At 41.9% G+C, this 20488-nt stretch carries 26 protein-coding genes; 3 read left to right on the top strand and 23 right to left on the bottom strand.

All coding sequences use genetic code 11. The features are described 5' to 3' along the window. Positions 1–24: 24 nt before the first annotated feature. The 7 genes from C5471_RS14440 to C5471_RS14410 all read right to left on the bottom strand — a co-directional run bounded on the left by C5471_RS14440 (position 25) and on the right by C5471_RS14410 (position 5286). Entirely contained in the window at positions 25–1158 is a 1134-nt protein-coding gene (locus C5471_RS14440) for a phage tail protein (RefSeq protein WP_133814107.1), read from the bottom strand. Next, entirely contained in the window at positions 1155–1769 is a 615-nt protein-coding gene (locus C5471_RS14435; protein WP_133814269.1) for a phage tail protein I, read from the bottom strand. Before C5471_RS14435 ends, C5471_RS14440 begins: the two co-directional genes overlap by 4 nt. Continuing rightward, on the bottom strand, positions 1762–2769 hold the full coding sequence (locus C5471_RS14430; protein ID WP_133814108.1) for a baseplate assembly protein: 1008 nt from the start codon (positions 2767–2769) through the stop codon (positions 1762–1764). The genes C5471_RS14435 and C5471_RS14430 overlap by 8 nt, the downstream gene beginning before the upstream one ends. Positions 2770–2773: 4 nt before the next feature. Further along, a complete protein-coding gene (locus C5471_RS14425) occupies positions 2774–3115 on the bottom strand; it encodes a GPW/gp25 family protein (protein ID WP_133814109.1) in 342 nt (113 codons plus the stop codon). Next, positions 3115–3993 carry a phage baseplate assembly protein V gene (locus C5471_RS14420; RefSeq protein ID WP_133814110.1) on the bottom strand — a complete coding sequence of 293 codons (879 nt, stop codon included), beginning with the start codon at positions 3991–3993 and terminating at the stop codon, positions 3115–3117. Before C5471_RS14420 ends, C5471_RS14425 begins: the two co-directional genes overlap by 1 nt. A gap of 608 nt (positions 3994–4601) precedes the next feature. Beyond that, the gene (locus C5471_RS14415; RefSeq protein WP_133814111.1) at positions 4602–4838 is read right to left on the bottom strand and encodes a tail protein X; all 237 of its coding nucleotides are present in this window, start codon (positions 4836–4838) and stop codon (positions 4602–4604) included. A gap of 283 nt (positions 4839–5121) precedes the next feature. Then, positions 5122–5286: a hypothetical protein gene (locus C5471_RS14410; RefSeq protein WP_166296034.1), complete on the bottom strand. Its 165-nt coding sequence runs from the start codon at positions 5284–5286 to the stop codon at positions 5122–5124. Between the two features lie 396 nt (positions 5287–5682). Between C5471_RS14410 and C5471_RS14405 the strand changes: the two genes are divergently transcribed. Next, entirely contained in the window at positions 5683–6288 is a 606-nt protein-coding gene (locus C5471_RS14405) for a phage repressor protein CI (RefSeq protein ID WP_166296031.1), read from the top strand. 262 nt (positions 6289–6550) lie between these two features. Here the strand turns inward: C5471_RS14405 and C5471_RS14400 are convergent, their stop codons facing one another. Next, complete coding sequence (locus C5471_RS14400) at positions 6551–7114, bottom strand: recombinase family protein (protein WP_133814112.1); 564 nt, start codon at positions 7112–7114, stop codon at positions 6551–6553. A gap of 64 nt (positions 7115–7178) precedes the next feature. Between C5471_RS14400 and C5471_RS24000 the strand changes: the two genes are divergently transcribed. Next, complete coding sequence (locus C5471_RS24000) at positions 7179–7745, top strand: hypothetical protein (RefSeq protein WP_207627346.1); 567 nt, start codon at positions 7179–7181, stop codon at positions 7743–7745. Between the two features lie 15 nt (positions 7746–7760). Continuing rightward, positions 7761–8288, top strand: a complete 528-nt coding sequence (locus C5471_RS14390; protein ID WP_133814113.1) for a tail fiber assembly protein — start codon at positions 7761–7763, stop codon at positions 8286–8288. Positions 8289–8452: 164 nt separating this feature from the next. Here C5471_RS14390 and C5471_RS25335 read toward each other — a convergent pair whose 3' ends face one another. The 15 genes from C5471_RS25335 to atpI form a co-directional block, all read right to left on the bottom strand. Next, the gene (locus C5471_RS25335; protein WP_422630925.1) at positions 8453–8581 is read right to left on the bottom strand and encodes a glycosyltransferase; all 129 of its coding nucleotides are present in this window, start codon (positions 8579–8581) and stop codon (positions 8453–8455) included. An 80-nt stretch (positions 8582–8661) separates the two neighbouring features. Next, positions 8662–8922, bottom strand: coding sequence for a pyocin knob domain-containing protein (locus C5471_RS14380; RefSeq protein ID WP_207627344.1), 261 nt, complete (start codon positions 8920–8922; stop codon positions 8662–8664). A 314-nt stretch (positions 8923–9236) separates the two neighbouring features. Then, positions 9237–9377: a type B 50S ribosomal protein L36 gene (gene ykgO, locus C5471_RS14375; RefSeq protein WP_133814114.1), complete on the bottom strand. Its 141-nt coding sequence runs from the start codon at positions 9375–9377 to the stop codon at positions 9237–9239. A 16-nt stretch (positions 9378–9393) separates the two neighbouring features. Further along, complete coding sequence (locus C5471_RS14370) at positions 9394–9648, bottom strand: type B 50S ribosomal protein L31 (RefSeq protein WP_133814115.1); 255 nt, start codon at positions 9646–9648, stop codon at positions 9394–9396. 152 nt (positions 9649–9800) lie between these two features. After that, complete coding sequence (gene glmS, locus C5471_RS14365) at positions 9801–11630, bottom strand: glutamine--fructose-6-phosphate transaminase (isomerizing) (protein WP_133814116.1); 1830 nt, start codon at positions 11628–11630, stop codon at positions 9801–9803. A 107-nt stretch (positions 11631–11737) separates the two neighbouring features. Next, positions 11738–13108, bottom strand: a complete 1371-nt coding sequence (glmU, locus tag C5471_RS14360) for a bifunctional UDP-N-acetylglucosamine diphosphorylase/glucosamine-1-phosphate N-acetyltransferase GlmU (protein ID WP_133814117.1) — start codon at positions 13106–13108, stop codon at positions 11738–11740. Between the two features lie 128 nt (positions 13109–13236). Further along, positions 13237–13659, bottom strand: coding sequence for a F0F1 ATP synthase subunit epsilon (locus C5471_RS14355; protein ID WP_133814118.1), 423 nt, complete (start codon positions 13657–13659; stop codon positions 13237–13239). Between the two features lie 21 nt (positions 13660–13680). Further along, positions 13681–15063, bottom strand: coding sequence for a F0F1 ATP synthase subunit beta (gene atpD / locus C5471_RS14350; protein WP_133814119.1), 1383 nt, complete (start codon positions 15061–15063; stop codon positions 13681–13683). A gap of 34 nt (positions 15064–15097) precedes the next feature. Beyond that, on the bottom strand, positions 15098–15961 hold the full coding sequence (gene atpG / locus C5471_RS14345) for a F0F1 ATP synthase subunit gamma (protein WP_023044944.1): 864 nt from the start codon (positions 15959–15961) through the stop codon (positions 15098–15100). 58 nt (positions 15962–16019) lie between these two features. Next, positions 16020–17561 carry a F0F1 ATP synthase subunit alpha gene (gene atpA, locus C5471_RS14340; protein ID WP_133814120.1) on the bottom strand — a complete coding sequence of 514 codons (1542 nt, stop codon included), beginning with the start codon at positions 17559–17561 and terminating at the stop codon, positions 16020–16022. A 14-nt stretch (positions 17562–17575) separates the two neighbouring features. Next, positions 17576–18109 (bottom strand): F0F1 ATP synthase subunit delta, encoded by a 534-nt coding sequence (gene atpH / locus C5471_RS14335; protein ID WP_133814121.1) that lies wholly within the window; start codon positions 18107–18109, stop codon positions 17576–17578. Positions 18110–18121: 12 nt separating this feature from the next. Next, complete coding sequence (gene atpF / locus C5471_RS14330) at positions 18122–18592, bottom strand: F0F1 ATP synthase subunit B (protein WP_021325028.1); 471 nt, start codon at positions 18590–18592, stop codon at positions 18122–18124. A gap of 58 nt (positions 18593–18650) precedes the next feature. Then, complete coding sequence (gene atpE / locus C5471_RS14325) at positions 18651–18890, bottom strand: F0F1 ATP synthase subunit C (RefSeq protein ID WP_000429386.1); 240 nt, start codon at positions 18888–18890, stop codon at positions 18651–18653. Positions 18891–18938: 48 nt separating this feature from the next. Continuing rightward, on the bottom strand, positions 18939–19763 hold the full coding sequence (atpB, locus tag C5471_RS14320; RefSeq protein ID WP_036845268.1) for a F0F1 ATP synthase subunit A: 825 nt from the start codon (positions 19761–19763) through the stop codon (positions 18939–18941). A gap of 30 nt (positions 19764–19793) precedes the next feature. Further along, positions 19794–20171, bottom strand: a complete 378-nt coding sequence (gene atpI, locus C5471_RS14315; protein ID WP_133814122.1) for a F0F1 ATP synthase subunit I — start codon at positions 20169–20171, stop codon at positions 19794–19796. Positions 20172–20488 lie beyond the last annotated feature (317 nt).

Here is a 20488-nt window from a genome sequence, read left to right as displayed (position 1 = left end):
CACTTCGAATATAGGCATGCTCATTTATGCTGCTCTTACAATATAGTTAAATGCGACGTTGCGTGGCCTTGATACCCCTATATAAGCTGTACTAGGATTCCAAGTTGTTGCTGAACCAACACTCCTGGCTCTTACTGAAATAGCTTTATTTTGGGGAGTATCCCACTGTAACGCCACACGATCGTTCTGTGAGAAGTTAACAACATTATCAACTTGACCAACTTCCTGTACTAAATAAGATCCCTCCTGCCACACCAGCAATGAACGTGATGGATCGATTCCACGTTCATCATCCCAGCCGCGGATAAATTCACCACGTAAATCGGGTACATTACCACCCGGATAAAGCTTTGCTAACTCCGGAAATTTCGACTTATCAAAGGCCGCACCATTACATTTTATCCACCCCTCTGGCGGCATCGCTACTGGCCAAGGCAGCGGTACACCAACCGGAATTAACCTTTCCAATAAACCAAGGTTTTTCACAAAAGCATTTTTATCTGGGATATCCGCACCATTCTGATTTTTTGCTAAGGCGTTATCACTTGTTTTAGCTGCTAAGTCATAAGCTGTTTTTACCGCTTTAGGTGTTGCCGCTGTGGTTTCATCATTACTGTTAGTAGCACTATTGAGTTTCGTAAAACCTTTTTCTGTCAACGTAGCGTCTGGGTGATTGCGGCTTTTTTCATGTTTCTGAATAGAGCTATCTACGTAATCACGAGTTGCCAAAACTATGGAGGGATCAATTTTTAATGTCACTGATTCAGTACTGCTGACAATCAAGATCATCCTGACGGTTTGTGTTCTGCCTGAGCCTTCCTGCAATTGTGGTTTGTAGGTTTCCGGGCAATTTGCCACCGCAATCATGTTACCTTCACTGTCAAACAGACCAATCTCACGCATCCACCAACCACCTTCACCTTCTGGGATGATTTGCTCAGCAATAATTTGGTTGGTATTTACCGGATCGACACTCAACGTATTAATCGCAGCACGGCGCTTTTCATTAATTAATTTTGTCTGGTTGATGTCAGGATCAGGTAATTTACCACCTCCGTCACCAACGGCCATGTGAGTAATATCGACTTTTGTTCCCAAAGCAGCAGCGTTTGCCAGCTTTGCTGCTCCCAACTTGGTTAAAATTGCAAAGTATTTCATGGTGAAACCCTCAATGTATCTGTATCAATCAAATGAATTGCAGCCCCTAAAGGCGCATTGTTGCTAATAGTGATTACTTCAGGGATATACTGGTAAACAGTGAGTTCATCTCCGCTATAACTTGCCGCAGCACAATAAAATTCGCCCTTAACATCCAGATTGATTGACAAACCTATCAGATGACGACTTACAGGCTTAGCATCAGAAATTAACCTCTCCAACTCTAAAAAAGTTTCTTCGGTGATCCCATTTTCCTGTATTCCTATCGCCAGCCGGAATGTGCCCGGTGTTTCGTCGTTTTCCCACCATTCCTTTATTTGAATAAGATAGCCTAGCGGTTCTACCACGCGACGAACGGCACCAATGGTTCCCTTATGTTTGTGCAGAAACAGTGAGTTTTTTATAACTTCCCGCTTAGTACTCACCGACCAGTTTTCATCCCAGCGATCAACCGACCATGCCCATGCCAGATAGGGTAAAAGCTCTGGAGGGCAGGTGTCAGGATTCCAGAGTTTGCGAAGCGGTATTGGAATGTTTTGCAGTTGCGAACATGCTTTAGCAGCAGCCAACTCTAAAACGGTAGAACCTGTCGGCAACAGGCGGTCATTCATCATAACCTCCCTCGATTAGATCTGAATTTGGCCTGGAACAATCAGGAACTTGAGTTTTACGCAGTTCTAATTTTACACTAGTGCAATAAGAGGCCTGATCTTTACACAGAATTATATCCTCCGTCGGAACCCTCAATTCCACCTGTTCTATCTCAGTTACATGCAGTGCGGCATAAATGGCGGATAACCGGATATCTTGTCCCAACTTATGTTGATCTTTTACGTACTTATCTATACTTTTTTCAGCCAATTCACGAACAGACTCAGACTTAGGTGTCGGATTAAAATAGAGCACAGCATCAATCTGATATTCCACTATTTTGGCTGGTTGTACTTTTACCCGATCAGCAACCGGCCTGACATCTTTGTCATTGAGTGCTGCAACCACTTTATCCAGTAAATTTTGTGAAGCTACACCCTTATGTTCTTTATCTTCTTTAACATCCTTATCTTTTTCCCATTCCCATTTTCGCGACAAAATAGTTACGGTAACGTTAGCTGGTGATGGACTGACGACAGAAACATCCGCAACAGTTTGATATTCACCTTTGTATTCATCTTTATTAACACCAATACTTTCATTGACTTTAAGGGAATGATATTCATACGCACCTATTGGCCCTGCAACACTTAACCCTTCAAAGGCTCTTTGGATACGATCACGGAAGGTATTATCAGGTTCCAGGGCTGCCCGAATAACGTTATAGTTCGCCCCTAATTGGTCTAAATCGCTATTGGTTGCATAGGCAAGCATCACTGCACGAGCAGCTTCATTTACCCTCTGACGCAGTATCAATTCTCGGTAAGCATTTTCCTGAAGTAACTTAACCAGAGGTTCGGACTCCAATTCCAATGTTCGAGTAATAGCATCTCGTTCTTCTTTTTTTGAATAAAAAGATATCAGTTTGGCTTTACGTTCAGCCAATAGGCTTTCATAATCCAGTGGCTCGACGACATCAGGTGGTGGCAGTTGGCTTAAGTCAAGGTCAATGGTCGACATTGTTTTACCTCACAGGGATGGATAGAGAAAACTCCCCAGCGGACTGCTGATAATGACCGGCTATATCCACCGTCATTTTGCCGTCTTGTTGGGAATTTATGGTGATAGCTGTCAGATTAATTCGCGGCTCCCAGCGGCTGATAGCGGTATAACTGGCTGCCATAACTTGTAGGCGTACAGCTGCGTTCTGCGGCCAGTCAATTAATTCAGGTAGCAGAGAGCCGTAAGTGCGCCGTTCAACACGACTGCCTACAGGTGTTGATAAAATGTCACTGACAGACTGGCGTACATGTTCCAAATCTGTCAGGCTACGACCGGTTTGCCGGTTCATTCCAAGGTACATCATTATACTGGACCTCCTGTTGTTGCACCGCCTGACATGACGCCAGAGTGTTGATGAGAATGTAAGGTCACACCATTAGAACTGAGTTTTCCTCCGGTATTTTCAACATCACCTTCCAGTTTAGTTTTTCCTTTCAACGTCAGTTCTGATGCTTTCAGTTCCATTCCTTTTTTTGCTTCACACTTGACTTCATGTGCGCTCAGTGACAATTCTTTTTTGGCTCCTAGTCCAATTTTGTTGTCTGCCGACAATGAGATTTCGTTGTGCGAGGTTAATCCAATTTTGTTATCTGCCGATATTGAAATTTCGTTGTGCGATGACAATTCAATTTTGTTATTTGCCGACATTGAGATTTTATCATGTGCTTTTAATGTTATATTCGTTGCCTCAAGTGTTATGGAATATGAAGCTTGCACGCTAGCAGTCCTAATACCTTTTACCGTTAAAGCACCGAATTTCGGCTCATACTCCATTACTGCACCATCAGGGAAAACAATATGAACAGCTTGTTCAGAACGACCCGGTGGTGCCACAGATTGATCAGAATAAATGACCGGTAATCCACTATCAGGAAAATCAATATAGTCAGCTTCTGTAAGAAGAGTTGATGGTTCTGGAAATTGATCAGAATAAACAGCCGGTAATACAAAAGATGTGGTCAACTCACCACCAACAGATAATAGTAAAACCTGCTCACCACGGCTGGGAGCCCACCAAGTCCGGGAATTACCTGCTCGCATTGTCAACCAAGGCCGCCAGTCAGTTTCGAGATTGCCTGTCGCAATTCGACACACACCTCGTTGAGTATCAACCTCGGTGACAACACCAGTTCGAATCAGGTTACGCAGTAAGCGCAGAAGTTCAGTCAGTTGTGTGTCCATATATATCGGAAGAATGCCATCTAAGTAGTTGTGGGTTTATGTCTGAAAGAGTGCCATCAAAGATAGCTATCGACATCAAAAGCGAATTGTAGGAAAGATCAGACAAGTTTCTTGGAAAGGAAAAACGATAATAATATGAATTAGAAAGCCTTTCCCATAATTGAGAAAGGCTTTTATATAAACTGTAATTGTAGGTAGTTTTTTTATCAGAGTTTAACGTAATAATTCAAAAAATTTCGATCTTGCACTGTCTAACCACATACTAGATATAATATTGCAGGTGACTTGATTTGATCACTGATGATTCAAACTCGAATGTTACAAACAATGCATCCACAGTTGCTTCGATTGCTCACTTATCCAGTCCCTGACAGGCAAGCTTAGATTCAAACGTAAACTTAACTTTTAGGTTTTCCAAAATATCCTGCAAGATTCATGTACGCTTTATCTGCTCTTGGCGAGTTGATAAATAAGTCATGCCCCCCAAAACAACGCTGGCAAAAGCGCCAATTAAGAAAACTCTATTCATAGCATGATAATTCCATGAAAAAAGCCATCAAACTGGTAATATCATAAATGGCATAACTGTATTTATCCATTCGTTATCTTTAATCCCAAAGTTGCAGGATAGGTTTTGTTGTCGCTGACATAATCTCCGGCATTTCAACTTCAGTGCCATGTGGCAGGATTACGCTATATTCAGACAAGTTAGGAAACTTCTTAAATACCAATTCAACCAAGCCTGGGTTAGCCTCCAACACTCGTTCTGTCATGCCCTGAGTTCGGCCATAATGACGCCAGCATAAGGCATCAACTGTATCATTTTGCTGTGCAATTATTTTCATTAAAAGCCCTCTATATAGGAAGTATTGTTAAGTTAAAATGTCATGGTGTGCTAACAAGAGAAGGGAAACAATGAGGCAAGATTGTTAAGGGAATAGTACAAATGGAAGCAAGAAGCCACTTTTCAGTGGCTAATTCGACAACTCATCCATCTTCTCAAATAGACTGAACCATAGGAAAAATCTGTTTTTCAATTCATTTTCCAATGCAATTGGAACTTGGCTGAGAAACTTTAGATTGTTTATCACATAGAGTTTCCACTTGTATATCATTTACTTATCACATTTATTCTTCAAGTGCTTCGTGATGGTTAATAAGTTGTTTTGCAAGTGGTGTTGACAACTCAGCAATCCAAGCCAAAGCCAATTCTTTATCTTCAGCATGATTACATTCACAGCTTGTTGCCATTCTGGCAATAAAATTAATACGTTGAGCTGTTACTGATTCCATAAGAAAGTCCACTGACAAACTTACCCCCGTATAACATAACTGTATATAAGAACAGTACACGTTGATTAGAAAAAATTAAAGTGGTTTTTTATCATTTTTTAGAACTATATTTGATAGTGTTAATATATTAATTATTGTTTTTATTGAAATAATTAATGATTAAAAATGTTTCTTTCTGATTACAATTTACTGTAATTAATAAATTTTTCTTATTTTATAACTAGAGAATTTATTTCTCTTTATTCAGATGAATATAGTTTCACAAAGTATACAGATTGAAATTTCAATGCCTATGATGCAATATCTCTTATTGAATCTAATAAATTCATTTGGGATCACTCTGCTCTTGATTAGAGAACTTTGTGAAGACAGCAAACTCACTAAACTGTACTTTCAATGAAAAAAAACATAACTGAGATAAAAATGGGTGCAGATAGTGGAGGAAAACAAGCTATCGAACGCCTTGTTAGCGCATATGGATTCAAATCACGTCAGGCACTTAGTGATCATTTAGGTGTATCCAAAAGCACAATGGCAAACCGCTATTTAAGGGACAGCTTTCCAGCAGACTGGGTTATTCAATGCAACCTTGAAACTAATGCGTCATTGCTATGGTTAAGTACAGGGCAAGGCGAAATGTTCCCTAAAGGAGAAAGAGGAAAAGAAAACGTTATTGCTCCGACAATACAGTGTGTTAAATTAGTCGGTGGAAAGTTAAACACTGCCAACCCTGTGATTTTAGATAATGAATTTATTGCCAAAGAAATAAAAAAACCTCTCGTTGTAGATGACAACAACTCTTGGTATTTGCTAGATACAGAATGGCCTGATGTTCAGGATGGTTTATGGTTAATTGATATTCAAGGGATGCATAGCATTAAAAAGATCACAAAAATCCCAGTCTATAAAATCCGGGTCTGTGATAATAATGTGACCTTTGACTGTGCAATTGATGAAATTAACTTTATTGGTCGAGTTTATCTGACGATTTCCAAGTACTAACAACCTTTTTCATGGTTGATAAATTCATTTTTTAGATGTGTAAATCCATGCTTGATGGTAATCCGTTGCTTGAGAATATCCAAAAGCAATGGATTTCACATAAAATAGTTTTTTCTTAATCTATTTTTTCATAATGTGGCGGAAAAATCATCCCTATAGAAAAGCGATATATTTTGCATACATTAATATACCAACTGGCCTTAGATATTATATAGCATAAAATTAAACCGTTAATTAGCCACACCATAAAATATTAAGCTGATCAATAATCCGTTTTATTTACCGGAAAATATTTATATATCGTAGATAACGATGTATTGTAGATCAATGATAATTGTTTCCGCGAGTGGCCTTTCGCCAATAATCTTGCAGCTTGTTGTTGTTCAACAGATGAAAATGATACTGGTCTGCCACCAATTCTCCCTTGAGCACGGGCAGCTACCAATCCTGCATTTGTTCTTTCAACTATCAATTCCCGCTCCATTTCAGCCAAAGCACTCATCACATGAAAGAAGAATCTTCCCATAGAAGTGCTAGTGTCAATACTGTCAGTCAGGCTTTGGAAATGAATACCTCGTTCACTTAAATCAGAAATCAAAGTAACCATATTTTTCACGCTACGTCCTAGTCGATCCAGTTTCCAGACGACTAAAGTGTCATCTTTTTTAAGTTGTTTTAAAGCTCGTTTTAAACCAGGTCTATTGGCTGTTTTTCCACTGATTTTATCCTCAAAAATTCGCTCACAATTTATACTTATCAATGCATTTCGCTGTAAATCACTGTTCTGGTCATTTGTTGACACCCGGATATAGCCAATCTTCGCCATGTGTAACCCTGTTTAATACCAATAGGAGACTATTCTTATAGAAATTATCATGGATTAGGGAGTTTTGAAAAACCTTGGTTTGATGGAAACCGTCACCAAAGCTGCAGACGCGTTGCAACGTAATGGTGGCAATATAACAGGTAACATAACGATTACTACTGACTCTATGCTGAGTTGGAGCAGAAACACCGACTTTGCCTCTATCGGTTTTAAAAACATCGCAGATAATGATATAGACTCCTATATGTGGTTTAGAACAGGAGATAATGGCAACGAATATTTCAAATGGGAGCATACCCCCTCTGGAGGGACAACCACCGAATGGATGAGCCTTAAATCTGACAATCTTCGAGTTAGAGGATATAGGGTCTATCATGAAGGATATAAGCCAACAGCAACATCTATTGGTACTTACACTAAATCAGAGTTAGACACGCGTTATATTCAAGATATTCGCCTGGGTGCTAGAGAGAGTACTCAAATACAGAAAAATTCTGAATATATAGACGAAAGTGGATATGCCATTATTGCTGTAATAAATGGAAATAAAGATGAGTTAGTTGATATAGTAAACCGTAGGCCAATACAAAAGAAGATTAACAGCACATGGATGAATATATCCAATATTTAGTAAGGTAGTGAATATATGCAAAACATTAAAAATTTTTCCCAATATATACCTGACTCAAAACAAGCCAGAAAATTTATTGAAGATTTTAATATAATTTACTTGAAGTCAGAAGACGGACAAGATTGGTATGAGTGCCAGAAAAGTTTTAATTTTGATACAATCAAAATAATGTATGATTATAATAATGTAATTCGGTCCATATCAGGAGATGTATCAGCTTTTAATCCAGATGGAATGAATGTAGCTGAGGTGAGTATTTTACCTGATTCTTGTGATATTTCTGGTAAATGGCAATATATAAATGGTGCTATTGTTCCGCGTGAGTGCACAAAGGCCGAATTAGTTTCTCAAGCAGAAAGACGTAAAGAGGAATTGGCAGCCCTTGCCAGCAATTCTATCGTACTTTTACAAGATTCCATTGATTTAGGTATCGCTACCGATAACGAAATAACAATGCTGACAGAATGGAAAAAATATCGTGTCACATTAAATAGGATGGATACCACAGTACAGAATATTGAATGGCCGGAACAACCAGAATAAAATATTAACGGCCTGTTTTTCAGGCCGTATATTTAAAACTTATAAACTGATTTGTAGGTATCTATCGTTTCTGAAACCATTTTCTCCACATCAAACTCATTAACAGCTTTTTCTCTGGCTTTTTTAGAAAACTCTTTTAACTCTTGAAATGGCAAACTAGCAATTTATTTCAAAATGTTATGTATTGATACTTCATTTCCTGCTCTTGTGATCCAACCATTAACACCATGATCAATGTTTTCAGGTAGTCCACCAAAATCACTGACGATAACAGGCAGACCACAAGCCATCATTTCTCTACAGGAAAAACTAATAATACCGACTATCAGATTCCGCTTTGATATATACTCCCACATTGGCTGCGAGTATATATTCAGCTGCTGTTATAAACAAAATAACGTTGAATGATCCCAGCAGTTTTTAGCACAATAAGCAAGCCTGCAAGTAATTCCAGGTAATTAACACCATTTTCAGCATGAGCATTGTAATCTTGGTAATAAATATTAGGTATTTTGTAATTGTCCAAGTTGGCTTTATCGACTAAATAAATTGCCTGCTCATCAAGGATATCCAGAGAAGTAATAACAGGATTATCAATCAACTTTTTACTGTTGACAGTAGCAGTATTCGACACCGTATTTTTTGCTAACTTTATGATTTTTTCAAAACCCACTTATCTGTGAAATTTCCGAAAGAATAGCCTCGTATTAGTATTAAACAGGGTTACATATAGCGAAGATTGGCTATATTTAGGTGCCAATAAATAACCAGAACTGTGGTTTATGAAAAAAAGTGTTGATGAGGTTTCATTTTGCATAAAATATAAATTTTATTTAATTGAGTTAACTCCATTTCCAAACAAAGTTTAGGTCAGTTATTTTCAACGTAATCATAAATACAACTAATGGTAGAACTCGCAGCTTATAGCTGCGAGTTCTACCATTAGTATCAACGTTTCTTTTTCTTTCCCTGAACTGCCTTAAAACGTGGGTTGGATTTACAAATAACATACAACCGTCCACGACGGCGTACAATTTTGCAATCTGGGTGACGGGCTTTTGCCGTTTTAAGTGAACTTAACACCTGCATTTTTACGATCCTCAATTTACTTATTACCAATAAAACGCCCAAACTTTTTCTGGAATCGTGCTGTACTGCCTTCTTGAAACAAAGTTTTCTGCTTACCTGTATAGAAAGGATGTGATTCCGATGACACATCAACAATGACATACGGATACTGTTCCCCATTCAAGATAATTGTCCGTTCTGTGCGAATGGTAGAGCCAACTGTAAAGTAGGCATTAGCATTAGTATCGTGAAATACGACTACCCGGTAGTTTGGATGGATATCTGGTTTCATAATCTCACCAATAATGTAATAATATAACATTACAATAGCGTGATTTATTTTTATCAGCAAGAAAATAATGAGAAATTTTTTCAATTAAGTACAAAAAAGCCCCTGTGTTTTTAATGCACAGGAGCTTATTTAATTTATTGTTATTAAATAAATTATTCTACAGTCACAGACTTAGCCAAGTTACGAGGCTGATCAACATCAGTTCCTTTGATAAGAGCAACGTGATAGGAGAGCAGTTGCAGTGGCACGGTATAAAATATGGGGGCAATTAGTTCTTCAACATGCGGTAATGGAATGATTTTCATTCCTTCACTGTTTGTAAAACCAGCATCTTGATCAGCAAATACATACAGCAGTCCACCACGGGCACGTACTTCTTCAATATTGGATTTCAATTTTTCCAACAACTCATTGTTCGGAGCCACGATGATAACAGGCATATCTGCATCAATTAGTGCCAATGGGCCATGTTTTAATTCGCCGGCGGCATAAGCCTCAGCATGGATGTAAGAAATTTCTTTTAATTTCAACGCCCCTTCAACCGCAATCGGATATTGATCACCACGGCCAAGGAATAGAGCATGGTGCTTATCAGAAAAGTCTTCTGCCAACGCCGCAATAATTTTATCTTTCGATAACATGCTTTCGATGCGGTTTGGCAATGCATGTAATGCATGAACAATTTCTTTCTCCTGTTCGGCATTAATCCCTTTCAAACGCCCCAGATAAGCCACCAACATTAGCAATACTGTCAGTTGGGTTGTGAACGCTTTAGTTGAAGCAACACCAATTTCTGCACCAGCCTTAGTCATCAAAGCAAAATCAGATTCACGTACCAGAGAAGAGCCAGCTACGTTACAGACTGTCAACGATGTGAGGTATCCAAGCTCTTTGGATAAACGCAGGGCTGCCAATGTATCTGCTGTTTCACCTGATTGAGACAATGTAATTAATAAGCTTCCCGGACGACGTGCCGATTTGCGGTAACGGAATTCAGAAGCAATTTCCACATCACATGGAATACCCGCCAATGCTTCAAACCAGTAACGAGAAACCATACCGGCGTTATAGGATGTACCACAGGCAACAATCTGAATATGTTCAACTTTGGATAATAATTCAACTGCATTAGGACCAAGTTCAGACAAATCTACCTGCCCATGATTTAAGCGTCCTTCCAGAGTGCTTTTGATTGCCATTGGCTGCTCATAGATCTCTTTTTGCATATAGTGACGATAAACACCTTTGTCACCCGCATCATACTGAATATTGGATTCGATCTGCTCCCGTTCAACTGGCTTGCCCTGAGTATTAAAAATATGCACAGTACGACGAGTTATTTCCGCAATATCGCCTTCTTCAAGGAAAATAAAACGACGGGTAACAGGCAACAAAGCCAGTTGATCAGACGCAAGAAAGTTTTCCCCGACGCCTAAACCAATAACCAAAGGACTACCCGATCTTGCAGCGATTATTGTTCCAGGATCACGGCTATCTATGATAACTGCACCATACGCACCACGAAGCTGAGGAATAACACGCTGGACAGCCTCCAGCAAGGTACCACTCTGTTTTTGCTCCCAATGAACAAGGTGGGCAATAACTTCTGTATCAGTATCTGATGTAAACTGATAACCGAACTCAATTAACTGAGCCCGCAATTCTTCATAATTTTCAATAATGCCGTTGTGAACAACAGCAATATAATCGGATATATGCGGGTGAGCATTTTTCTCGTTTGGTTCACCGTGTGTAGCCCAACGGGTGTGCGCAATACCTGTCCCACCAAGGACTGGTTGCTTATCAACCTCATCAGCCAGCATTTGTACCTTACCGACCTCACGCAGGCGAAGCATATTATTTTCGTTATCAACAACCGCCAACCCAGCAGAGTCGTAACCACGGTATTCCAAACGACGAAGCCCTTCAATCAGGATTTCAGCAATATCTCGTTGTGCTACTGCACCAACAATTCCACACATCAGTTTTATTCCTAAAAACAGGGCTGATGAAAGCCCTTTATATGTCACGAGCCTGATTGTTTTCCGGCTTTGCCGGTCCCCGAGCCTGTAGAATGGGGATTATTATTTTATTTTTTCTTTACAGGGCGTTTCCAACCCTGAATATGGGTTTGCTTAATTCTGCTTACTACCAATTCATTTTCAGCGATATTTTTTGTCACCGTTGTTCCTGCTCCAATTGTAGCGCCTTTGGCAATAATCACCGGCGCAACAAGCTGAGTATCAGAACCAACAAAAACATCGTCGCCAATAACGGTTTTGAATTTATTCGCTCCATCGTAGTTACAGGTAATAGTACCTGCACCAATATTTACATTACGTCCAATCTCAGCATCGCCAAGATAAGCCAGATGTCCCGCTTTAGAGCCCTTACCCAGATAAGATTTCTTTATCTCAACGAAATTCCCGACATGGGCTTTTTCAGCGAGTTTAGAACCAGGACGTAAACGGGCAAAAGGACCAACAGTACAGCCAACTTCCATCTCAGAATCTTCAACAATTGTATATGGATTAAGAATAGAATCATCGCCAATAATACAATTCTTCAATATGCAACCTGTGCCAATTTGCACGTTATTACCAAGAGTTACATGACCTTCTATAATGACATTGGTATCAATAACCACATCACGGCCATGAGTCAGTGTACCGCGTAAATCAAAACGAACGGGATCCAACAGCATAACGCCCGCCAGCAATAATTTTGCTGCTTGTTCAGATTGATAAATACGCTCAAGAGCGGAAAGCTGGAGGCGATTATTCACACCTTCCATTTCACTCAAGCGGCTTGGATGTACTGTTTCAATTTTCCGGCCTTCTTTATAAGCCAGAGCAATCACATCAGTAAGGTAATATTCACCTTGAGCATTGTTGTTATTTAATTGGGATAACCAACGTTTTAAATCACCACCATTAGCGACCAGAATACCTGTGTTGATTTCATTGACTTTTCGTTGCTCTTCAGTCGCGTCTTTTTGTTCAATGATTCCGGTTACTTCTCCGTTTTCACGAACAATGCGGCCATAACCCGTTGGATTATCCAGAATTGCTGTCAGTAAACCAATACCACCTTCCGGTTTAACCACCAGCAGACGTTCAAGAGTATCTTCTCCAATCAGAGGCACATCGCCATACAGTATCAGAATATCTTCATCATCAGTAAAATAGGGTGCAGCCTGTTGCATTGCATGCCCAGTCCCTAACTGCTCTGACTGCAATACCCAATTCAATTTTTGATCAGATAAGGTATGTTTCATCAGATCACCACCATGTCCATAAACCAGATGAACATTTTTAGCATCCAACGCCATTGCAGTATCAATCACATGCTGAACCATAGGTTTACCGGCCAGCAAATGCAGCACTTTAGGGAGATCAGAATACATGCGGGTTCCTTTACCCGCGGCAAGGATCACAACACTTTTTGCACTGTTAGACATAAGAAACCTGATAACTCCAATTTGAGAGAAAAAAGTAAACCTGTTTGCGAGATAAATTACTACATATTTCGCAATACAAAAAAGCCAGTTAGCTTTCACCAACTGGCTTTTTTCTTTAACTGCCTGTATTACATCGCCTTTTTTGTCAACTCGATTACACGAAGTTTTGCAATCGCTTTAGACAATTCAGCTGATGCCTGAGCATAATCAACATCACCGTGAGAATTACGGATGTGTTCTTCAGCTTTACGCTTAGATTCCAGCGCCTTAGCTTCATCCAAATCTTTACCACGGATCGCAGTGTCAGCCAGTACGATAACGCAGCTCGGTTGTACCTCAAGGATACCACCAGAAAGGTAAATCACCTCTTCTTCACCGAACTGCTTAACAATACGTACCATGCCAGGTTTTATGGCAGTAAGTAGTGGAGCATGTCCAGGGTAAATACCCAACTCACCTTCACTACCTGTCACCTGAATTTTCTGTACCAAGCCTTCAAACATCCGGTTCTCAGCACTGACAACATTCAGATGGTAAGTCATTGCAGCCATGTCAACCTCCGGTCAGCCGTATTAAAGTTTCTTCGCTTTTTCCACAGCTTCTTCGATAGTTCCCACCATGTAGAACGCTTGTTCTGGCAAGTGGTCATAGTCTCCTTCCAAGATACCTTTAAAGCCACGGATCGTATCTTTCAAGGAAACGAACTTACCTGGTGAACCCGTAAACACTTCTGCAACGAAGAACGGCTGAGACAAGAAGCGCTGGATCTTACGAGCACGCGCAACCACCAGCTTATCGTCTTCTGACAGTTCATCCATACCCAGGATAGCGATGATGTCTTTCAGTTCCTGATAACGTTGCAGGATAGATTGAACGCCACGGGCAACATTATAGTGCTCCTGACCAACAACCAATGGATCGAGCTGACGGCTGGTGGAATCCAGCGGATCCACCGCAGGGTAAATACCCAGAGAGGCAATCTGACGGCTCAGTACTACAGTTGCGTCCAAGTGGGCGAAAGTTGTAGCTGGAGATGGGTCAGTCAAGTCATCCGCAGGTACGTAAACAGCCTGTACAGAAGTGATAGAACCAGTTTTAGTGGAAGTAATACGTTCTTGCAGAACACCCATTTCTTCCGCCAGAGTTGGCTGATAACCTACCGCCGATGGCATACGACCCAACAGTGCAGACACTTCGGTCCCTGCCAGGGTATAACGATAAATGTTATCAACGAACAGCAGAACGTCACGGCCTTCATCACGGAACTTCTCAGCCATTGTCAGACCAGTCAGCGCAACACGCAGACGGTTTCCTGGTGGCTCATTCATCTGACCATATACCAGAGATACTTTATCCAGTACGTTAGAGTCGGTCATTTCGTGGTAGAAGTCGTTACCTTCACGGGTACGTTCACCTACACCGGCAAATACGGAGTAACCTGAGTGCTCAATCGCGATGTTACGGATCAGCTCCATCATGTTTACGGTTTTACCTACACCCGCACCACCGAACAGACCCACTTTACCCCCCTTGGCGAATGGGCAAATCAGGTCCATTACTTTGATACCGGTTTCCAGCAGCTCTTGAGAGTTAGATAACTCTTCATAGCTTGGAGCCGAGCGGTGAATCGCCCAACGCTCTTCTTCGCCGATATCACCTTTCATGTCGATGGGTTCACCCAACACGTTCATGATACGGCCAAGTGTCGCTTTACCAACTGGAACTTCAATTGGGTGACCTAAATCAGTAACGCTTAAACCACGGCTTAAGCCATCAGAAGTACCCATTGCAATACAACGAACAACGCCGCCGCCCAACTGCTGCTGTACTTCCAGCACCAATTTAGCTTCGCCGTTTTGAACCTCAAGTGCATCGTATACTTTTGGTACGGCATCTTGAGGGAATTCGACGTCCACCACGGCGCCGATTACCTGGATAATCTTTCCAGTAGCCATCTTGAATCCTCTACGTAATTCGTAAACCTAGCTGTTAAACCGCGGAAGCGCCCGAGACAATCTCGGTCAGCTCCTGAGTTATGCTGGCCTGACGAGCTTTGTTATAAACCAACTGCAGCTCTTTGATCAGGCTGCCACCATTATCAGTCGCGGCTTTCATCGCCACCATTCGTGCGGCCTGTTCACTAGCCAGGTTTTCAACGACGCCCTGATAAACCTGCGATTCGACATAACGACGCAGCAGTATATCCAGCAACGCCTTAGGATCAGGTTCGTATAAATAGTCCCAGGATTTCTTCTTCAGTGTCTCATCATCTCCAGCAGGCAGAGGCAACAACTGAGTAATAGTCGGTTCCTGAGACATTGTATTGATGAACTTATTTGTCACCACATACAATTTATCCAGACGTCCTTCATCGTATGCCCGCAACATGATATTAACCGGCCCGATTAATTCGGACAGTGAAGGGTTATCTCCCATGCCTGTTACCTGAGCAACAACGTTGCCCCCAACAGAAGCAAAGAAAGAGGTCGCCTTAGAGCCGATAAGCGCCAGATCACACTGGACACCTTTATCAGACCAGTCTTTCATGTCTAACAACAGTTTTTTGAACAGATTCGTGTTCAAACCACCACACAAGCCACGATCGGTAGAAACAACCAGATACCCGACACGTTTGGTTTCACGTTCTTCAAGGTATGGATGTTTATATTCCAGATTACCTAACGCAAGGTGACCAATCACGCTGCGTATGGTTTCTGCATAAGGACGGCTGGCCGCCATGCGATCCTGCGTTTTACGCATTTTGGACGCAGCAACCATCTCCATCGCTTTAGTGATTTTTTGCGTGTTTTGCACGCTGGCGATCTTGGTACGTATCTCTTTTGCGCCGGCCATTCCTGATTCTCCTCATTAACCAGACGGCCCATGTTTAATTAAACCGGGCCGAATAGTGTTACCAGGACTGAGTTGCTTTGAAGGAATTAAGCAGAGCATTCAGCTTTGCTTCGATCTCATCATTGTAACCACCAGACTGGTCAATCTCTTTCAGAAGATCAGCATGTTCACGGCTGGCATACGCAAGCAGCGCAGACTCGAAATCAATAACTTTAGCAATTTCGATATCTTCCAGATAACCACGCTCCGCAGAAAACAGAGACAGTGACTGCTGGGCAACAGACATTGGCGCATACTGCTTCTGTTTCAGCAACTCAGTGACTTTTTGACCATGATCCAACTGCTTACGGGTTGCATCATCAAGGTCAGAAGCAAACTGAGAAAACGCTGCCAGTTCGCGGTACTGAGCCAAAGCAGTACGAATACCACCAGACAACTTCTTCACGATCTTAGTCTGAGCTGCGCCACCAACACGGGATACAGAGATCCCTGGGTTAACTGCCGGACGAATACCCGCGTTGAACAGACTGGATTCCAAGAAGATCTGACCATCAGTAATTGAAATAACGTTTGTCGGTACGAATGCTGATACGTCACCTGCCTGAGTTTCAATGATAGGCAGAGCGGTTAGAGAACCCGTTTTACCTTTCACTTCACCATGAGTGAATTTTTCTACATATTCAGCGTTAACACGCGCAGCACGCTCCAGCAAACGGGAATGCAGATAGAAAACGTCACCAGGGAAGGCTTCACGCCCTGGCGGACGACGCAGCAACAGGGAAATTTGACGATAAGCAACAGCCTGCTTAGACAAATCATCGTAAACAATCAGCGCGTCTTCACCGCGATCGCGGAAATATTCACCCATTGCACAACCAGAATATGGCGCCAGGTATTGTAATGCAGCAGATTCTGAAGCAGTCGCAACAACTACGATAGTATTGGCAAGAGCACCATGCTCTTCTAATTTACGAACAACGTTCGCAATAGTAGAAGCTTTCTGACCAACTGCGACATAGACACATTTAATGCCTGAGTCACGCTGGTTAATGATTGCGTCAATAGCCAGTGCTGTTTTACCCGTCTGACGGTCACCGATAATCAGTTCACGTTGACCACGACCGATAGGGATCATGGCGTCAACAGATTTATAACCAGTCTGTACCGGCTGATCAACGGATTGACGGTCGATAACGCCCGGAGCAATCATTTCAACAGCAGAGAAACCATCATGCTCAACAGGACCTTTGCCATCAATTGCCTCACCCAGCGTGTTTACCACACGACCAAGCAGACCACGACCAACAGGCACTTCAAGAATACGGCCAGTGCATTTGACCTTCATGCCTTCTGCTAAATCAGCATACGGGCCCATCACAACCGCACCTACAGAGTCGCGCTCCAGGTTCAATGCGATTGCATAACGATTGCCAGGCAGTGCGATCATCTCACCCTGCATAACTTCGGCTAAACCGTGAATACGAATGATACCGTCGTTAACGGATACAATCGTACCTTCATTGTGAGCTTCACTCACTACATTGAACTGAGCAATGCGCTGCTTGATCAGTTCGCTGATTTCGGTGGAATTCAGTTGCATATGCTCCAGTCCCCTTAAGACTGCAAGACGTCTGTTAAGCGATTTAAACGGCCACGAATACTGCCATCGATCACCAAATCACCTGCGCGGACTACCACACCAGCAATAACAGACTTATCAATTTTGCAATTCAGCTTAACTTTGCGTGACAGACGTTTTTCCATCGCTGCAGAAATTTTAGCTAGCTGTTGCTCACTCAGTTCGGTTGCAGAAATCACTTCAACATCAACGGTTGATTCAAGTGACGCACGCAATTGAATAAATTGCTGCAAAACTTCAGGTAACGCCAATAAGCGACCGTTTTCTGCCATAACACGAATAAAGTTCTGAGCATGTTCATCAACCTGTTCACCGCAAATTGCGATAAAGGCATTGGCTAATGTTTCCGATGCCAATGAACCGGAAAGCAGCTCACCAACTTGCTCATTACGAGTCACTTCAGCTGTGAACACCAGCATATTCTGCCATTGTTCTAGCGATTGTTTTTCCACAGCAAAGTCAAAAGCTGCTTTGGCGTAGGGGCGAGCTACAGTAGCGAATTCAGACATGCCCCTCCCTCCTTACAGTTCAGCGACCAGTTTATCAACGATGTCGCTGTTAGCAGCTTCATCCACGGAACGTTCGATGATTTTCTCGGCACCTATGATAGCCAACATAGCGACCTGCTTACGCAACTCTTCCCGAGCACGCTTACGTTCGGCATCAATTTCTGCCTGAGCTTGCGCTACGATTCTGTTACGTTCCTGCTCAGCTTCCGCTTTTGCATCATCAAGGATCTGGGCTTTTTGTTTATTAGCCTGTTCGATGATGACCTGAGCTTCCGCTTTCGCTTTCTTCATTTGGTCGGTCGCATTGGCTTGCGCTAAGTCCAAGTCCTTTTTGGCGCGTTCCGCAGAAGATAAACCGTCAGCAATTTCTTTTTGACGCTTTTCAATGGCCGCCATGATTGGTGGCCATACAAACTTCATACAGAACATAACAAACAGGACAAACGCAATGGCCTGGCCGAGGATTGTTGCATTAAGATTCACAGCACAATACCTCTTTTTAAATTAATGAGTTGACGTAGTTTCAGATTTTTTCTGCAAACTACGCGACAGCAAACATTACGTACAAGCCAAGGCCCACAGCAATCATCGGGATGGCGTCAACCAGACCCATAACGATAAAGAACTGTGTACGCAGCAGAGGGATTAAATCCGGCTGACGAGCAGCGCCTTCCAAAAATTTACCTCCGAGGATGCCGATACCGATCGCAGCACCGATTGCCGCCAGACCCATCATTACAGCGGCAGCCATGTACAGCAGATCCATATTCAGGTTTTCCATGACAATCTCCAGTTTGTTTCAGTTAAAACACAGTTATTGTGGTAAAAATTAATGTTCTTCAGATGCCATCGACAGATAAACAATCGTCAGAACCATGAAAATAAAGGCTTGTAACGTAATAATCAGTATGTGGAAGATAGCCCAAGGCAGGCTGAGCATCCACTGCGACCACCACGGTAACAGACCAGCTATAAGAATAAAGATCAATTCACCTGCATACATGTTACCAAACAGTCGCAGACCGAGTGATACCGGTTTTGAAAGCAGGCTAACCCCTTCCAGAATTAAGTTAACTGGAATAAACAATGGATGATTAAAAGGCTGTAAAGTCAGCTCTTTTGTAAAACCACCAACTCCTTTCATCTTAATGCTGTAGTAGAGGATGAGGACAAAGACACCAATAGCCATCGACAAGGTAATACTGACATCTGCTGTTGGTACAACACGCAGAGCAGGTAAGCCGAAGACATGTTCACCGATATAAGGGAGAAAATCGATTGGCAGTAAGTCCATCACGTTCATTAATAACACCCAGACGAACACGGTCAGTGCCAAAGGGGCAATAACTTTGCTCTTGCCGTGATACATATCACGGACACTGTTATCAACAAAACCCATGATTAATTCTATAGCAGTCTGAAGTTTGCCAGGTACGCCACTGGTGGCATTAACCGCAACCTTTCTGAATACATACAGAAATAAAATCCCTAATACGACTGAGAAAAAAAGCGAGTCAATGTTCAACGTCCAGAACGTTGCAGAACCACCAGAGTTGGGATCGACCAACTCAAAGGTACGTAGGTCCAACTGAAGGTTATTCAGGTGGTGGCCTATGTAGTCCCTTGCAGTTGAAACTTCTCCTGATGCAGACATGATGCCTCTTACCCTTTTGTTGTTGAAAACCTAACCGTTTATCACAGCTGGTGCGATGATCTGCACAACCAGCACCGCTAAATAAGCCAAACCCAGTGGTGCAAACGCCGCTTTAAACACGCCTAAAGCAACAATCAGCACAGCTATTGCAATAATAACCTTCAACCCTTCGCCAGCAGCGAAAGACCATGCAACACGTACAGGAACACCCTCTTCTTTTACTTTCTGAAAACTGGCAAACAGCATAAAAATGGCATTAGGTAACCAACATGCTAATCCACCAGCAAAAGCAGAAGCGCCCCATTCTATACTTTTGGTACAAAAAGCCACACTGAGAACAACAAAAGTCATTAACTGCAAAAAAAGCAGTTTCAGTGCAATTCTACCGCTGTAAAGGGATACAGACATGACTTTTATTTTCTCCCCTTGCACGCCTTGCATATCAGGTTTTGCTAAATGTTGTATAAAACTGCCTTTGCTTAAGTGTGTCAAGTGACAAAAACGTGCAAATTATACGGGCAGCCAAAATGAATTCAATCCATAAGTAGCGAAAAGGTGAACAATTATTTAAATTTTTTACTCTGGCACCCGATTGTAAGCTAATTATTGTGCTGATTTCCTATCTCTAATAATTTCATCCTCTCAAACTTAAATGTGATTTGAATCACATAAAATTTTCATTTGTTAGTTATATTTAACATTCACTGGGAATACAAATAGAAAAC

Source organism: Photorhabdus tasmaniensis (assembly GCF_011189505.1).
GTDB classification, from domain to species: domain Bacteria; phylum Pseudomonadota; class Gammaproteobacteria; order Enterobacterales; family Enterobacteriaceae; genus Photorhabdus; species Photorhabdus tasmaniensis.
Note: the sequence above shows the minus strand (reverse complement) of the source record. Positions and strands in the feature narration are given on the sequence as shown.

Coding starts and splice junctions, on each gene's coding strand:
- atpA (WP_133814120.1), bottom strand. CDS start 17,561: ATGCAACTGAATTCCACCGAAATCAGCGAACTGATCAAGCAGCGCATT.
- C5471_RS14410 (WP_166296034.1), bottom strand. CDS start 5,286: ATGGAATCAGTAACAGCTCAACGTATTAATTTTATTGCCAGAATGGCA.
- C5471_RS25335 (WP_422630925.1), bottom strand. CDS start 8,581: ATGATGGCTTGTGGTCTGCCTGTTATCGTCAGTGATTTTGGTGGACTA.
- C5471_RS14390 (WP_133814113.1), top strand. CDS start 7,761: ATGCAAAACATTAAAAATTTTTCCCAATATATACCTGACTCAAAACAA.
- C5471_RS14440 (WP_133814107.1), bottom strand. CDS start 1,158: ATGAAATACTTTGCAATTTTAACCAAGTTGGGAGCAGCAAAGCTGGCA.
- atpE (WP_000429386.1), bottom strand. CDS start 18,890: ATGGAAAACCTGAATATGGATCTGCTGTACATGGCTGCCGCTGTAATG.
- C5471_RS14355 (WP_133814118.1), bottom strand. CDS start 13,659: ATGGCTGCAATGACTTACCATCTGAATGTTGTCAGTGCTGAGAACCGG.
- C5471_RS14425 (WP_133814109.1), bottom strand. CDS start 3,115: ATGATGTACCTTGGAATGAACCGGCAAACCGGTCGTAGCCTGACAGAT.
- C5471_RS14430 (WP_133814108.1), bottom strand. CDS start 2,769: ATGTCGACCATTGACCTTGACTTAAGCCAACTGCCACCACCTGATGTC.
- atpB (WP_036845268.1), bottom strand. CDS start 19,763: ATGTCTGCATCAGGAGAAGTTTCAACTGCAAGGGACTACATAGGCCAC.
- glmU (WP_133814117.1), bottom strand. CDS start 13,108: ATGTCTAACAGTGCAAAAAGTGTTGTGATCCTTGCCGCGGGTAAAGGA.
- atpI (WP_133814122.1), bottom strand. CDS start 20,171: ATGTCTGTATCCCTTTACAGCGGTAGAATTGCACTGAAACTGCTTTTT.
- C5471_RS14400 (WP_133814112.1), bottom strand. CDS start 7,114: ATGGCGAAGATTGGCTATATCCGGGTGTCAACAAATGACCAGAACAGT.
- C5471_RS14435 (WP_133814269.1), bottom strand. CDS start 1,769: ATGAATGACCGCCTGTTGCCGACAGGTTCTACCGTTTTAGAGTTGGCT.
- atpH (WP_133814121.1), bottom strand. CDS start 18,109: ATGTCTGAATTCGCTACTGTAGCTCGCCCCTACGCCAAAGCAGCTTTT.
- C5471_RS14415 (WP_133814111.1), bottom strand. CDS start 4,838: ATGAAAATAATTGCACAGCAAAATGATACAGTTGATGCCTTATGCTGG.
- atpD (WP_133814119.1), bottom strand. CDS start 15,063: ATGGCTACTGGAAAGATTATCCAGGTAATCGGCGCCGTGGTGGACGTC.
- C5471_RS14420 (WP_133814110.1), bottom strand. CDS start 3,993: ATGGACACACAACTGACTGAACTTCTGCGCTTACTGCGTAACCTGATT.
- glmS (WP_133814116.1), bottom strand. CDS start 11,630: ATGTGTGGAATTGTTGGTGCAGTAGCACAACGAGATATTGCTGAAATC.
- C5471_RS14405 (WP_166296031.1), top strand. CDS start 5,683: ATGAAAAAAAACATAACTGAGATAAAAATGGGTGCAGATAGTGGAGGA.
- ykgO (WP_133814114.1), bottom strand. CDS start 9,377: ATGCAGGTGTTAAGTTCACTTAAAACGGCAAAAGCCCGTCACCCAGAT.
- atpG (WP_023044944.1), bottom strand. CDS start 15,961: ATGGCCGGCGCAAAAGAGATACGTACCAAGATCGCCAGCGTGCAAAAC.
- C5471_RS14370 (WP_133814115.1), bottom strand. CDS start 9,648: ATGAAACCAGATATCCATCCAAACTACCGGGTAGTCGTATTTCACGAT.